Annotated in this window: 14 protein-coding genes; 5 read left to right on the top strand and 9 right to left on the bottom strand. The window is 72.4% G+C overall.

The genetic code is table 11. The features are described from left to right. Positions 1-4: 4 nt before the first annotated feature. The 3 genes from IEZ31_RS14935 to IEZ31_RS14945 form a co-directional block, all read right to left on the bottom strand. A complete protein-coding gene (locus IEZ31_RS14935; protein WP_190250488.1) occupies positions 5-895 on the bottom strand; it encodes a carbohydrate ABC transporter permease in 891 nt (296 codons plus the stop codon). A gap of 5 nt (positions 896-900) precedes the next feature. Beyond that, positions 901-1,830, bottom strand: coding sequence for a carbohydrate ABC transporter permease (locus IEZ31_RS14940; RefSeq protein ID WP_190250430.1), 930 nt, complete (start codon positions 1,828-1,830; stop codon positions 901-903). 69 nt (positions 1,831-1,899) lie between these two features. Further along, positions 1,900-3,150: an extracellular solute-binding protein gene (locus tag IEZ31_RS14945; protein WP_190250431.1), complete on the bottom strand. Its 1,251-nt coding sequence runs from the start codon at positions 3,148-3,150 to the stop codon at positions 1,900-1,902. 472 nt (positions 3,151-3,622) lie between these two features. Between IEZ31_RS14945 and IEZ31_RS14950 the strand changes: the two genes are divergently transcribed. Continuing rightward, positions 3,623-4,084, top strand: coding sequence for a hypothetical protein (locus tag IEZ31_RS14950; RefSeq protein ID WP_190250432.1), 462 nt, complete (start codon positions 3,623-3,625; stop codon positions 4,082-4,084). 70 nt (positions 4,085-4,154) lie between these two features. Here IEZ31_RS14950 and IEZ31_RS14955 read toward each other — a convergent pair whose 3' ends face one another. Further along, positions 4,155-4,598, bottom strand: coding sequence for a winged helix-turn-helix transcriptional regulator (locus IEZ31_RS14955; protein ID WP_190250433.1), 444 nt, complete (start codon positions 4,596-4,598; stop codon positions 4,155-4,157). Positions 4,599-4,706: 108 nt separating this feature from the next. On the opposite strand from IEZ31_RS14955, the gene IEZ31_RS14960 reads away from it, so the two are divergent. Beyond that, positions 4,707-5,573 (top strand): aldo/keto reductase family oxidoreductase, encoded by an 867-nt coding sequence (locus IEZ31_RS14960; RefSeq protein ID WP_229835037.1) that lies wholly within the window; start codon positions 4,707-4,709, stop codon positions 5,571-5,573. A 57-nt stretch (positions 5,574-5,630) separates the two neighbouring features. Here IEZ31_RS14960 and IEZ31_RS14965 read toward each other — a convergent pair whose 3' ends face one another. From IEZ31_RS14965 to IEZ31_RS14980, 4 genes are all read right to left on the bottom strand, one after another. Continuing rightward, a complete protein-coding gene (locus tag IEZ31_RS14965) occupies positions 5,631-6,860 on the bottom strand; it encodes an alpha/beta fold hydrolase (RefSeq protein ID WP_190250435.1) in 1,230 nt (409 codons plus the stop codon). Positions 6,861-6,968: 108 nt separating this feature from the next. Beyond that, positions 6,969-7,643: a response regulator gene (locus tag IEZ31_RS14970; protein ID WP_229835039.1), complete on the bottom strand. Its 675-nt coding sequence runs from the start codon at positions 7,641-7,643 to the stop codon at positions 6,969-6,971. Next, positions 7,619-9,832: an ATP-binding protein gene (locus tag IEZ31_RS14975; protein ID WP_190250436.1), complete on the bottom strand. Its 2,214-nt coding sequence runs from the start codon at positions 9,830-9,832 to the stop codon at positions 7,619-7,621. Before IEZ31_RS14975 ends, IEZ31_RS14970 begins: the two co-directional genes overlap by 25 nt. Positions 9,833-9,871: 39 nt before the next feature. Next, positions 9,872-10,411 (bottom strand): RICIN domain-containing protein, encoded by a 540-nt coding sequence (locus tag IEZ31_RS14980; RefSeq protein ID WP_190250437.1) that lies wholly within the window; start codon positions 10,409-10,411, stop codon positions 9,872-9,874. A gap of 461 nt (positions 10,412-10,872) precedes the next feature. Here IEZ31_RS14980 and IEZ31_RS14985 point away from each other — a divergent pair, with 461 nt between their 5' ends. Together IEZ31_RS14985 and IEZ31_RS14990 are read left to right on the top strand one after the other, a co-directional pair. After that, on the top strand, positions 10,873-11,358 hold the full coding sequence (locus tag IEZ31_RS14985) for an acyltransferase family protein (protein ID WP_190250438.1): 486 nt from the start codon (positions 10,873-10,875) through the stop codon (positions 11,356-11,358). A 26-nt stretch (positions 11,359-11,384) separates the two neighbouring features. Beyond that, positions 11,385-11,999: a hypothetical protein gene (locus IEZ31_RS14990; protein WP_190250439.1), complete on the top strand. Its 615-nt coding sequence runs from the start codon at positions 11,385-11,387 to the stop codon at positions 11,997-11,999. Between the two features lie 36 nt (positions 12,000-12,035). Here IEZ31_RS14990 and IEZ31_RS14995 read toward each other — a convergent pair whose 3' ends face one another. Beyond that, positions 12,036-12,479 carry a hypothetical protein gene (locus IEZ31_RS14995; RefSeq protein WP_190250440.1) on the bottom strand — a complete coding sequence of 148 codons (444 nt, stop codon included), beginning with the start codon at positions 12,477-12,479 and terminating at the stop codon, positions 12,036-12,038. Positions 12,480-12,675: 196 nt separating this feature from the next. On the opposite strand from IEZ31_RS14995, the gene IEZ31_RS15000 reads away from it, so the two are divergent. After that, a complete protein-coding gene (locus IEZ31_RS15000; RefSeq protein WP_190250441.1) occupies positions 12,676-13,467 on the top strand; it encodes an SMI1/KNR4 family protein in 792 nt (263 codons plus the stop codon). Positions 13,468-13,550: the final 83 nt, after the last annotated feature.

The raw sequence follows: 13,550 nt of genomic DNA on the forward strand, positions 1-13,550 counted from the left end.
GCGGCTACTTGCCGATGCCGGCGGTGAGGCCCTGGATGATCTGCCGGGTCGCGAGGATGAACAGGACCAGCAGGGGAATCGTCGTGATGACCAGCCCGGCGAACAGCGACGCCCAGTCGTTCTGGTACTCCCCGAAGAACGTCGTGAGGCCGACGCCGAGGGTGTAGTTGTCGCGGGAGCGGAGCATGACCAGCGGCATCAGGAAGTCGTTCCAGATCGGCACGAACCGGAAGACCACCACCGTCGCGATCGCGGGCCGGACGAGCGGCACCATGACCCTCAGGAAGACGGTGAAGTGCCCGCCGCCGTCGAGCAGCGCCGCCTCCTCCAGCTCGCCGGGCAACTGCCGGAAGAACGAGACGAGGACGAAGGTGGTGAACGGGATGCCGTTGGCCGAGTAGATCAGGATGAGGCTCAGCGGCGAGTCGATCAGCCGCAGCCCGTCCATCAGGTAGAACATCGGCAGGATCGCCAGCATGAACGGGATGAGCAGCCCGGACATGAACAGCCCCTCCAGCGCGTTGCGGCCGAGGAACCGCCATCTGGCGATCGCGTACGCCGCCGGCAGCGACACGGCCGTGGAGATCGCGACGGAGCAGATCGTGATCAGTACCGAGTTCAGGGCGTACCGCCCGAAGGAGGCCTCCGTCCACGCGCTCACATAGTTGGCCACGGTCGGATCACTCGGGATCGGCCACGGGTCGGTCGCGATCTCCAGGTGCGTGCGGAAGGAGTTGAGCACCATCGTGAGCAGCGGCAGGACGCAGACGGCAGCGTACAGCCAGAGCACGATGCCGACGGCGACCGTCTGCGCGGTCCACCCCTTCCGCCGCTTGCGCGCCGGCGATGGTGTGCCCGCCGGCGCGGGTTCGACGGCGTCGGGTGCGAGTGCCATGTCGGTCACGACAGCCGCTCCTCCTGTGCGCGGATCAGGCGCCGGCCGAGGACCGCGCCGCCCAGGATGAACAGGAACAGCAGCGTCGCGAGCGCCGAGGAGACGCCGAGCGCGTTGCTCGCGCCCGACTCGAACGAGACGCGGAAGAACAGCAGGCTCAGCACGTCGGTGGCCCCGGCCGGCGAGCCCGTCGCGCCGCCGAAGGCGTAGGCCAGCGTGAACGTCTCCATCGCGCCGATGAACGTCAGGATCGACACGGTGCCGATCACCGGGGTGAGCAGCGGCAGCGTGACGTGGCGGAAGCGGCGCCAGCCACCGGCTCCGTCGACGCTCGCGGCGTCGCCGAGCTCGGGCGGGATGGCCCCGAGCGCCGCGCCGTAGAGCAGGACGGGGAACCCGATCCACTGCCACACGCTGACGAGGATGAGCACCGGCAGGGCCGTGGACGGCTCCCCGAGCCACGACACCGCGAGCGAGTCGAGCCCGGCCGACTTGAGCGTGGCGTTGACGGGGCCGAAGTTCGGGGACAGCAGCAGGGTCCAGAGATAGCCGACGACGAGCGGGCTCACGAGGTACGGGGTGGTGTAGAGGACCTGGAACACCCGCCGGAAGGGTCCGAGCTTGTGCAGCTGCACCGCCAGGAACAGCCCGATCGAGTTCTGCAGGACGAGCGTGCCGGCGAAGATGGCGAGGTTGTGCAGGAAGGCGCGGGGCATCTGCTCGACGAACGGCTGCTCGGTGAAGAGCACCACGAAGTTGTGGAACCAGTTGAAGCGCACCAGGTTGGTGCCACCCCGCCATTCGAACAGCGAGTAGCCCAGCGCGCTCGCCATCGGGTAGAGCAGGACGACCCCGAACAGTGCCAGCGCGGGAAGGACGAAGAGCACCACGACGATCGTCGGTGGCCGCCGCACGCTTCTGCTTGTCTTTGCCATGGAGGGCTTCTCCTGTGGTGGGCGGAACCCGGTCCGGCGTGTGGTCGCGCCGAACCGGGGTGCGAGGTTCTACTCGCTCTTGAAGTCGCCCGGCTTGAACCAGGCGTCGATGCCGGTCTGGATGCTCTGGGCCGCGGCGGCCGGTGTGGCCTTGCCGAGCCAGATCTTCTGGACCTGCTCGCCCATGAGGTCGGTGCCCGACGGCGAGCCGTAGCGCAGGTAGGCCGCGCCGAGATAGGCGGACGGCGCGGCCTGGTACCGCTGGTACATCTCGGCCAGCACCGGATTCTTGAGCGAGACCCCGTCGCGGGCCGGGATGGTGCCCATGGCGTTGGCGTACAGGTTGGCGAACTCGGTGCCGGCGAGCCAGTTCAGCAGCTGCGCCGCCTCGGTCGGGTGCCCGCTGCGCTTGGCGAGAGCCCAGCCGCCGTCGGCGTAGCTGACGGTGACCGCCTTCGCCGGCCAGCCGGGGTTGGTCGGCACGTCGAACGTGCCGTAGTCGACCTTCGTCCCGAGGTTGGCGAACGTGGTGACCTGCCAGGTGCCCGAGGGAAACATGGCGGCCTTGCCGGTCGCGAAGAGCGTGACCGCCTCGTCGAGGGTGACCGAGGTGACGTTGTCCACGAGATACGGCTTGACCTGATCCATCAGGCCGATGGCGGCCACGTTGTCCGGGTCGGTGAGGTTCTTCCGGCCCGCGAGGAACGCCTGCTGGAAGTCGCCGGCGCCGCGGCGGGCGTTGCCGATGACCTCCGCCGCCAGCGAGATCTGCGCGGCGACGGCGCCCGGGATGACGATGGGCGCGACGCCGGAACCCTTGATCTTCTGGGCGGCCGCGATGAACTCGTCCCAGCTCGCCGGCACTCCGAGACCCAGATCGGCGAAGATCTTCTTGTTGTAGTACACCTGGGCGGTCTGGATGCCCTGCGGCACCGCGTAGAGCTTGCCGTCCGACTTCCGCTTGGCGCCGGTGAGCGCCGCCTTGCTGAACCCGCTCCAGTCCTTCACGACATCGTCGAGCGGCTCGATGTTGCCGCTGTCGGCGAAGTTGGACAGCACGCCGTATGAGCGCAATGCCACGACGTCCGGGCTTCCGGAGCCGGCGAGCCCGGTGGTGAGCAGCGTTTCGTAGTTCTTGTCGAGCTGGGCGACCACCTCGACGTCGACGCCCGGATGGGCCTTCTCGAACGCGTCGATGATGCCGCCCTTCTTGAACGCGGTCGCGGCCTCGTTGCTCCACGTCCACACCGTGAGGCGCACGGTGCCGCTCGATGCTCCGTTGCCGCCACCGCAGGCACTCATGAGCACCGTCAAACTCATCGCAAGCGCCAACCCTGCGATGACCCTGCTACGCCGGGTCGCCCGCGGCGCGGATCGCTGTGCCGTCACGTTAACCCCCTGTCGGGTGATGCCTTCCGAAGGTTCTTTAGAAAACCGGTTTTTCTAGAGGGATGCGCACACGCTAGTGGGTTCGCAAAACTTGGTCAACCCGTAACGCGCGAGAAACACCGCCACCGCGCACCGATCGGGCGCGCCCGCTTCCGGCCCTCCGGCACCTCGACGGGCATCCCCGATGACCGGCTACGCGTCGTCACCGCCGGTGCGATCGTGACCGGCTCGACACAGCGGCCGCGCTCGGTGCGGTCGCGCCGGCAGCCGTGACCGACCGCACGCGGCCCGGTCGCTCGAGCCCACCTTCCGCCGGCGGGACCCCGAGTCGCTCCGGCCCGTCGCACCGGGTGCGGTTGGATGATGTCACGGTGGCGCGTTGCGCTGGTCGAAGGAGCCGTTGATGATGACCGATCCGACGCTGGTTCGCATCGGCGAGGGGGTGCAGTTGCACCATGGTCAAGGACAGCGGGCGGCCGCTCGCCAGGTGTTTGCGGAGATCTGGGAGGAGATCGGCGGGGAGCACGGCGACCCGCTGCACGTTTGTGTGCTCGCGCACTCGATGGCTGACGTGCAGGACGACGTCCACCAGGAGCTGGTCTGGGACCAGCGGGCATTGACAGCGGCCGACCTGCTCACCGACGACCGGGTGGCGCAGGCTGGGGTGACGCTGTCCGTGGCCGGCCTGTATCCGTCGTTGCACCTCAACCTGGCCGAGTGCTACCGCCGGCTCGGTGATCTCGGCCGCGCCCGGGAGCACCTCCGGCAGGCGCGGGCCGGGATCGGCGCACTCGGCGACGACGGGTACGGACAGCTGATCAAGAACGGCCTGGAACGGCTGGCGCAACAACTGGCTCCCGAGTAACCGCGCCCTACCGATCGCGACCAATCGCGGCCATGCGTGAGCACCTGATCCTCGGTCGTGTCTGCCGGGTTCAGGCGACGTGGTTGTCGTACGTCGCGCGGTTGGCGAGCACGTCGTCCATGTGCGTCTCGGCCCAGGCCTTCAAGCCGCGCATCGTCTGATGCAGGGAGAGGCCGAGTTCGGTCAGCTCGTAGGTGACCGTGACGGGCACGGTCGGCACCACGGTGCGGGTGATCAGACCGTCGCGTTCCAGGGACCGCAGCGTCTGCGTCAGCATCTTCTGGCTGACGCCGGCCAGCAGGCGCGACAGCTCCGAATACCGCATCGGCCGGGGTTCGCCGGCGCAGTCGGCGCCGAACTGCTGCGAGCCGTCGCTGCGTAGCGCGGCCAGCACCAGCGTGACCCACTTGTCCGCGATCCGGTCGAGCAGCTTGCGACTGGGACATTGCGCCAGAAAAGCGTCATACTCTACCTTGGCCTGAGCCCTCTTCTGCGCCGCTGTCGTCGTCGCCATCGAACCGCTCCTCCACCGTTACGAACTTCCAGGTGCCTACTTCCCGTTGGGAAGTTACCCCCGGAAAGTGGAGGAGGCATCCGCGATACGAAAGCCAGAGGTATGAGCATGGCCTCCACTTCTCTTCCCGGCGGCACCTGGACGCTGGGCGACCTGACCGTCACCCGGTTCGGCTACGGCGCCATGCAGCTCGCCGGCCCCTGGGTCATGGGGCCGCCGGCCGACCACGACGGCGCACTCGCCGTCCTGCGCGAGGCCGTCGAGCTCGGGATCACCCACATCGACACCGCCGACGCCTACGGGCCGCACGTCACCAACCGGCTGATCCGGGAGGCGCTGCACCCGTACCCCGACTCGCTGCACATCGTGACCAAGGTCGGCGCGAACCGTGACCGGCAGGGCGGCTGGCCCCCGGCCCGCGACCCGCAGAGCCTGCGCCGGTCCGTGCGCGAGAACCTCGGGAACCTCGGTCTCGATGTGCTCGACCTGGTCAACCTCCGGCTCGGCAATGCCGAGGGACCGCAGCCCGGTCCGGTCGCCGAGGCGTTCGAGACGCTCGTCGAACTCCAGCGGCAGGGCCTGATCCGGCACCTCGGGCTGAGCAACGCGACGCCGGAACAGGTCGCCGAGGCGCAGGCGATCGCGCCGATCGTGTGCGTGCAGAACATGTACAACCTCGCGCACCGCCAGGACGACGAGCTGATCGACGCACTCGCCGACCAGGGCATCGCCTACGTGCCGTTCTTCCCGCTCGGCGGCTTCAGCCCGCTGCAGTCCTCGGCGCTCTCGGCCGTCGCCGCCCGGCTGGAGGCGACACCGACGTCGGTCGCCCTGGCCTGGCTGCTGCGGCGCTCGCCGAACATCCTGCTGATCCCCGGCACCTCGTCCACGACCCACCTGCGCGAGAACATCGCGGGTGCGGGGCTCTTCATCTCCGACGACGACCACGCCGAGCTGGACAAGATCGGCGGCTGACGCACCATCCGCCGCGCGTTCGGCTGACCGCGTTCCGGCGGGGGCGGCCGGGTCGTCTCAGTCGAGGGCGTCGAGGAAGGCGACGAGCGACTCGCGGTACCGTTCGGGCTGGTTGGCCGCGATAGCGTGGCCCGCGCCCGGCACCGCGACGAGCTTCGCCCCGGGCAGCGTTCGGCGGTACTCCTCGGCCGTCTCCGGCGGGACGAAGTCGCACTCGCCACGCAGGATCAGGGCGGGCACGCGGACCGTCCGCAGCGCCGGGCGCGGGTCGGGGGTGTGGTCGAAGTCGGCGACGGTGCGCTGGTTGCTGTAGAAGCCCTGGTGGTTGTCGTGGACGCGGGCCGGCTGGCTGCCCGGGCAGCCGGTGGTGTCCTTGCCCAGCACGGCCACGCGGTGCAGGAGCTCGTCGGCCTCGTCGTCGCCCATGAACGCGTGGGCGGCGTTGGGGTTCACCTGCTGCAGCAGCGCCTGCACGACGACGCGGGGGCTCGACAGCAGCTCGTCGCGCTGCTCACGTTGTGACGGGGTCATCCGCGCCCAGGGATCGCCGGTGTCGCCGCCCGGGTCGGCGCCCGGCCAGATGGGGCCCGGTCCGGTGAAAACGACCGCGCGCACGTTGGCCGGGTGCCGGGCCAGGTACTGCGCGGCGAGCGACGCGCCCCACGACTGGCCGACGAGGATCATCCGGTCGACGCCGAGCAGGGCGCGGATCGCCTCGAGGTCGGCGACGTGCCGCGCGACGGTGTACCCGGTCACGTCCCGCAGCCGGGTGGACCGGCCGGCGCCGAGCTGGTCGTAGGCGTACACATCGAACCCCGCCTCGGTCAGGGCCCTCGTCACCGCCGGGAGGCCTTCGCCCGGGGTACCGGGGCCGCCGTGCAGGAACACCACCGGTCCGCGATGCACGCGCGCGGTCGCGGGGGCGTGGACGTAGGCGATGCCCGAGCCGGTCGGCAGCGACCAGAACCGGACCCCCGCAGGCGTGGCGCCCGCCGCCGGGTGCGGGCCGGCCGGCAACACGGCGGCCGCCCCAAGGCCGAGCCAGGCGACGGCGACCAGCGCGGCCACCCAGGTCCGCGACCGCGCCGGCACCAGGAACACCGTGGCGGCGCGCGACAGCCCGTAGGCGGACCCCGCGAGCGTGAGCGCGCCCGCGCCGAGGAACAGCGGCGGCGAGTCGGTGACGGCCGCGGTGGCGAGCACGACGGCCAGCGCGGCGACCGGTGGCAGCGCAATGGCGAGCAGGACGAGCAGGACGCCGGCGATCCGGCGGGCGAAGAACGGCACGCCATCCAGGTTGGCCGCCGGCCGGCCGCCGGGCGTCGTCGGGCAGCACGGTCTTCACCGGCCGGGACCCCCGCCGCGCGGCGGGGGTCCGGCTCCCCCGGGCCGCGCTCAGGCCACCCCCGGGCGGACCAGGCCGGTCTCGTACGCGGCGATGGTCGCCTGGACCCGGTCGCGGACGGCGAGCTTGGCCAGGACCACCGCGACGTGGTCCTTCACGGTGGCCGGGCTGATGCCGAGGTCGGCGGCGATCTCCGCGTTGGACAGCCCCCGCGCCACGCGGGTGAGGACCTGCGTCTCGCGGGGCGTGAGCCGCTCCAGCCGCTGCGCGGCGCCGGGGCCCGGTCCCGTTGCGAAGTGCTGAATGAGCCGGCCGGTGATACCCGGGTCGAGCAGCGCCTCGCCGGCGGCGACGACCCGGACCGCGTCGACGACCCGCTCCGGCTCGGCGTCCTTGAGCATGAAACCGGCGGCGCCGGCGCGCAGGGCGGCGAAGACGTACTCGTCCAGGCCGAAGGTGGTGAGCACGACGACGCGGGTGCGCGGATGCCGGACACTGACCTCGGCGGCGACGGCCAGGCCGTCGACGCGTGGCATGCGGACGTCGAGCACGGCCACGTCGGGCACGGTGGCGGCGATGAGGGCAAGGGCTTCGGCGCCGTCGGCCGCCTGGCCGACGACCGTCATGTCGGCCTCGGCGTCCAGGATGGCGGCGATTCCGGCGCGCACGACACTCTGGTCGTCGGCAACCAGCACCCGGATCAGCGCAGCGTCAGCGGCAGCCACACCCGCACCGTACCGCCCCGCCCGTCCACCGACACGGCGCCTCCGCCCGCGTCGACCAGCCGCCTGGCCCGCGCGACACCCCCGTCGGCGGCCCGCGTCAGCACCGAACGGCGACCACCGTCACCGACCGGCAGCCGCCGCACCGTCGCCTCGAGCGCGTCGGGCAGGTAGCTCACGGTCACGGCCGACCCGTCGGTCAGCAGGGCGGCGACCGCCTCCTGCGCCGTGAGGGCCACCGCGTCCGGAAGATGATGTGGTACCCCGAGCACGCGGACCGTCGAGCGGCGTGCGGCGGCGACGGCGCGGATGCCGAGCAGGCCCGGCGGCGGCTCGGGCGGCTCCTCGACGGTGACCAGGTGCCGCAGCGCGTGCAGGCCGTCGCGGGCCTCGCGATGCACGGCCTCCAGGTCGCCGCGACGCCGCGCGTCGAGCAGCGCCAGCACATGCCGCCGGACGCGGGCCTGCAGGCCCGAGACGATCCGTCGTCGTTCGTCATGCGCCGCCGAGTCTGCGGCGACGGCCGTATCGCGCCGGCGCTCCTCGGCCCGGCGGTCCTGGTGGAGCCGCCGCACGCGGGCCAGCCGCCCGGCCGCCCACACCGGTCCGAGCAGCACCGCCAGGATCGCGGCGAGCACCGCGGCGGCGGCCGGGCGGGGCCCGGTGATGCCGTGGCCCGCGGCGAGCGCCGCGCCGCCGAGCGCCGCGACCGCCAGCGGCGCCGGCCAGCCGCGCCCGGCACGGTGCGCGCCGACCGCGTACACCAGCGCCACCTCGACCCACCAGGTCCACAGAAACGCCTCGGCCGGGTCGAGCGGGATCCACCCGGCACTGGTGCATCCGGTCAGTACCGCTGCAACGACACAGGCGGCGGCCAGCGCCGCCGCCGGCGCGAGCCGCCGCCCCGCCAGTGGCAAGGCGTGCAGCACCAGCAGCGCCAGCAGCGCGGCGGCCGGCCCGGGCCGGGCGAGCAGGTCCGCGTCGTCGGGGCCCGGCAGCAGCACGAGGCCGGCGGACATGCCGAACGCCAGCACCGCCATGGCGCGGTCCCGGGCGGCGGCACCGGCCCGGTGCGCCGGCCAGCCGCCCGCCGCGGCGTCGTCGGGCAGGGGCAGCTCGGCCCGGACCCGCCACCCGCCGCCGGCGCGCGGCCCGGCGTCGAAGCGGCCACCCGCTGCCTCGACGAGCGATCGCAGGCCGGCGAGGCCCTGGCCGGCGCCCACGTCACGACTCGCTGTGGCGCCGCCGTCGTCATCGACGACCACCCGCAGGTCGCCCGCGCCCGCGTCGATCTCGACCGTGAGCCGTGCCCCGGCGGCGTACCGCGCCGCGTTGGTCAGCGCCTCCCGGACCACCCGGTGGGCCAGCGCGGCCACCGGTGCCGGCGCGTCGGCGGCGGTGCAGCGCAGCACGGTGCCGGGCCGCTCGGCGCACAGGCGCCGGACGTCCGCCAGCGTCGGCTCGGTCACCTGCGCCGCCGCGATGTCGTCCAGCTCGGCGAGGGCCTGCCCGCCCGCCGCCTCGGCGTGCGCCAGCGCCTCGGCCCGCAGCCTCCGATCGGCCAGTCGCCGCGCCGCGGCCGCGGACACCACGACCCCGGTCAGCCGGTGTGCCACGACGTCGTGGAGGTCCGCCGCGAGCCGCCGGCGTTCGGCCGCCGCCGCGAACGCCGGCAGCGTCGCCGCGGCGGCGCTGGCCGCGACCGCGGCCCGGCGATCGGCCAGGCCGCGTCGGCGGCGGCGACCGACCGCCCACACCCCGGCCGCGACGGCCCCGACGACCAGGGCCACGCCGGCCGCGTCGCGGACCGACCCACCGCGGGCGGCGGCCACCACGCCGGCCGCCCCGGCCACGGCGAGCGCGCCGACCACCGCGACCCGCGCGGTGCGCCGCACGCTGAGCGAGTAGAGCGCGACCCCGACCGCCGCCGGGCCGGCGGGGGCATCGCCGGCGACGGACCAGCCCAGCGCCGTGACGACGACCGTCGCGGCGAGCACCGCCTCGGGCGCGCGCCGACGGTACGCCAGCGCACCGCCCACGACCGCGCAGACCACCGCGACCGGCAGGAGCCGCGCCTGCTGCGGCGCCTCCTGGCCGGACCACCACGGCACCAGGGGCCACCACAGCGCCTGCAGCACCAGCAGTCCGAGCGGCACCGCCACCGCCGCCCGGGCCGGCCTGTCGAGCTCCACGGCACAGAGGCTACGCGGTGCCCCGGCCCCGGAGGCCGATCATCCGGATGTGTGGTCGGTTCCGAGCGGCACGCGAAGGATCAGCCACTGCTGCCAGGGTCGCCAGTGCGTCGAATACAGGATCGGCGGCGTCGGGTCGGCGACCGAACCGTCGGGCTCGACCGCGGGCACCTTGGTGTCCGTTCTCGCGTCGAGGGCGTGCGCCGACCGTTTCGCCTCGATGATGCAGGCAACGCGGTCGTCGGTGGGTGCCAGGCGCCACCGCTGATGGTCATGTCCCTCATCGGTCGCCAGCCAGACCCAGCTCCGGTCTCCGGCGGGGTCGTCCGTGGTGAGCACCAGACCGCCGTGCTCACTGGCGATCCTGACGGTCCCGCCGCCGGCGCGCTGGATCCGCCACTGCTGCCACGGCGCGGCGTGCGGCGTCCAGAGCACGGGTCGGGTGCGCTCCCCCGGCTCGCGGGTCGCATCGAGCGCCAGGCCCCACCTACGGTCGATCAGTAGACACGGCCCACCGAAGATCGTCGCGTCCGCGAACGCGTTTCCTGATGGATTTGGCGGTACGTGACGGAAGATCAATCTTGACCGTTTCCTCCGATGACGCCCGGACCGGATACCAGGGCCACTCTAGGCCCGGCAATCCGAATCGACCTTCGGTCGCTCCGGCGGGGAGGGTGGCCCGATCGGACGACCGGTTCCGGCTCGGCGAGCCGCGCTCCGCCGCGCAAGCCTTCGCCTGCCGGCCGGCCCGGCAGGCGGCGACCGCTTCGGTGCAGCACCCGGACCTGCACCCGCTGCCGCTCCCCCGCAACGGCCCGAGCTGCGCCGGTGTGGGGCTACGTCAACCTCACCGACCTCGAGGTGAGCTGCGGCTCGCCGGCCGTCATCGAGGTTGGACGGACGGCTGACATCCCTTGACATACGCCCCCGGGTTGGCTCGGCGGTGGGGGTAACCCCGGTGAGGTCGGGGTGCCATCCGGTCGAGCATTCGGGGGTCGGCGCTACCGACATCGGCGGCCGTATTCCCGACGATGACTGGCATGGTTGTCGCTGCCGCTCGGTCCGTTCGCGACCCGTTCGTCGACCTGCTGCGGGTTGCTTCGATGGCCGTCGTGCTGCTCATGCACTGGCTCACGCCGCTGATCACCACCCGCGACGGCGACATCCGGGTCGAGATCCTGCCCAGCGGTCCGGTCGCCTGGGTGGTGAGCTGGTTCATCCAGGTCATGCCGGTGGTCTTTCTTGCCGGCGGCGTGGCCAACACCGCGGTCGCCACCGCGTACCGCGGCCGCTATGCGCAGTATCTCGCGGTTCGCGGCGGGCGGCTGGTCGTGCCGGCGGCCGTGCTGGTGGCTGTCGTCGCGCTGGTCGCGACGACAGCCGGCGCGCTGGGTTTCCCGCAGATCGGCCAGGCGGTGAGCCTGTCGGCGGTGAAGCCGCTGTGGTTCCTCGCCGTGTACCTGGTCGTGCTCGCGCTCGCCCCCGCGATGGTTGCGGCGCAGCGGCGGCCACCTGCGTGTTCATGATGACGGCCGGACCGTATCCGCCCTCGATGATCGGGCTGAGCGACGTACCGGTATCGAACCTCGCGCCACCGACGGGTGCGCTGGTAGCGCTGGCGGTCGCCCAGTTCGCCGCGATCAGCTGGCTCGGCCGGCGGTGCGAACCGGCACTGGCCACCGACCGTTGGCGGCGCTTCCTGGACGACGGCAACGCCCCGTTGATGACCGTCTACCTCTGGCACCTGCCGGCCATGGTGCTGCTCGTCGGAGCCGGGCTCCTGCTGCCCGACCTGATCCTGCCCGACGCCGGCCTCCACTGGTGGCTCATCCGGCCGCTGTGGCTGGCCAACTGCGCGCTCATCCTGGTCGTGCTGACCCGGCTGTGGCACCGGTTCGAGACGGTCCGGCTGCCCGCCCTCGGCACCCGGACCGGTCCGGCGACCGCCCTCGCCGGCACCGGACTGGCCGCTGCCTCGATCTGGTACCTCTGGCAGCACGGAGCGACGCTCAACGGAGCCGGCTCGGCCGGGCGGATCGCGGCCGTGCTCGCGCTGGGCTGCTCGCTGGTGCTGCTCGCATGCGGCCAGCCCCGCACCCGGCGGGACGCGCCGGTGCGGGGGCCTGAGCTGAACGTGCACCCGGTGCGCAGTGGGCCGGCCGCCTGACGGCGCTCGCACAGCACCCGCTACCTTCGAGTCCGCTCACCGGTCCCGGAGCCGGCTCCGTATCCGCAGTGCGAGCAGGACCGCCTCGACCGACAGGATCGTCGCCGGCCCGCCGAGGTCGAAGTACGGGTCCGGTGGCTCGGGAGGATCGGTGAGCGAGGCGTGGAGCCAGCGCGCGCCGAAGACGAGCCAGCCGAGGTCGAGGACGAAGTACGGCACCGACACGGTGCTCACCGCCAGGTCGACCGAGCCGAAGCCGCGCACCCCCATGACGTAGGCACCCCGCACGGCCCGGCTGATCAGCACCGCCAGGAGGCCCAGCCCGCCGGCCAGGAGCAGCAGCGACGGCAGGAGCCCGTCGGTCTTGCCGCGCAGGATCCCCACCGCCCCGGCCGCGGTCAGGAACGTCGCGAACATCTGGATCGGCAGGTCGACCAACGCGCCCGTCAGATTGGCGAAGAAGCCGTCCCAGCGCGGCACACCCGGCCTCCGGTCATCAATGGCGGAATCCGGTGATGCTACGGCCGGTCCGGCGTCACTCGACTGCGCCGTCAGGATGTCGACATCTACCGTTCTTCGGCTCGGCCGGCCTTGAACCGCCTCTGTACGATGCACCGCGCGATTCAAGATCGCATTGCGTCGACGTACACACACGGCAATCAGGAGTTCTACACATATGCTGTCCCAGCCGCAGTATCACGCGCGTTCGCTGGCCCTGGCCGGGCGGACCGCGGAAACTTCACCCGACGCCGTTGCGGCGATCGACCGGTTCGCCGCTGAGCGCGGCTTCCCGTTGCCCGCGTCGGTGCGGGAATGGTATTCACTCGCCGCCGGACATGAGACGCTGCGCAGGTTCAGCAACGAGGACCGCGTGTATGCGGCCCACGAGCTGGGCCGGCTGGAACGCTACTGGCCCGACGGCAAGCCCGACCAGGAGCGCGAGTGGGATCCGGTCGCCGAGCGTCAGCTGCTGCCGTTCATGATCGAGAATCAGGGAGTCTGCTACTGGGCGGTCATGCTCGACGGCAGCGACGACCCGCCCGTGATGATCTCGTTCGACGATCTGTACCCCACCGACGAGTGGACGATGCTGGCGGCTTCGTTCTCGGACCTGGTGTACACCCGAATCTGGGACCACCAGGCGATGAGCGGCGAGCGGACGCTCCGGGCGCCGGTCCCGAGCTTCGACCCGGCCACCTGGGCGGGCCTCGGCACACAGTTGGAGCAGCGGCCCGCGGACAGCGACGGCCAGCGGTACCGGTTCGCCGCAAGCGCCGACGACCAGCGGGTCCTGCTGGAGAAGGACGCGTGGGGACCCACCGGCCAGTGTTACCTGTGGGCAGCCGGCGACGACCTGCTCGTCGACCTCGTCACCACCGTGCGGGCGTCCAGCGGCCTGGCGACGGAGCTCAGCATGTACTGGGGCAAGGAGACCCTCGACCGCATCGGTCATCGCCTGGGAGCCTGAACCAGCTCGCCATGCGCACGGCGCGGCCGGGGGCTCCGGTGTCGAACCACCGCCCCGGCCGGCAGCCGCACCACCACGGCTAC

Source organism: Dactylosporangium sucinum, assembly GCF_014647515.1.
Classification (GTDB): Bacteria; Actinomycetota; Actinomycetes; order Mycobacteriales; family Micromonosporaceae; genus Dactylosporangium; species Dactylosporangium sucinum.

What these genes read in the sequence shown, in the direction of transcription:
- IEZ31_RS15000 (WP_190250441.1), top strand. Translation starts at nt 12,676, where the DNA reads ATGCTGTCCCAGCCGCAGTATCACGCGCGTTCGCTGGCCCTGGCCGGG.
- IEZ31_RS14990 (WP_190250439.1), top strand. Translation starts at nt 11,385, where the DNA reads ATGATCGGGCTGAGCGACGTACCGGTATCGAACCTCGCGCCACCGACG.
- IEZ31_RS14940 (WP_190250430.1), bottom strand. Translation starts at nt 1,830, where the DNA reads ATGGCAAAGACAAGCAGAAGCGTGCGGCGGCCACCGACGATCGTCGTG.
- IEZ31_RS14950 (WP_190250432.1), top strand. Translation starts at nt 3,623, where the DNA reads ATGATGACCGATCCGACGCTGGTTCGCATCGGCGAGGGGGTGCAGTTG.
- IEZ31_RS14960 (WP_229835037.1), top strand. Translation starts at nt 4,707, where the DNA reads ATGGCCTCCACTTCTCTTCCCGGCGGCACCTGGACGCTGGGCGACCTG.
- IEZ31_RS14955 (WP_190250433.1), bottom strand. Translation starts at nt 4,598, where the DNA reads ATGGCGACGACGACAGCGGCGCAGAAGAGGGCTCAGGCCAAGGTAGAG.
- IEZ31_RS14985 (WP_190250438.1), top strand. Translation starts at nt 10,873, where the DNA reads ATGGTTGTCGCTGCCGCTCGGTCCGTTCGCGACCCGTTCGTCGACCTG.
- IEZ31_RS14935 (WP_190250488.1), bottom strand. Translation starts at nt 895, where the DNA reads ATGGCACTCGCACCCGACGCCGTCGAACCCGCGCCGGCGGGCACACCA.
- IEZ31_RS14945 (WP_190250431.1), bottom strand. Translation starts at nt 3,150, where the DNA reads ATGAGTTTGACGGTGCTCATGAGTGCCTGCGGTGGCGGCAACGGAGCA.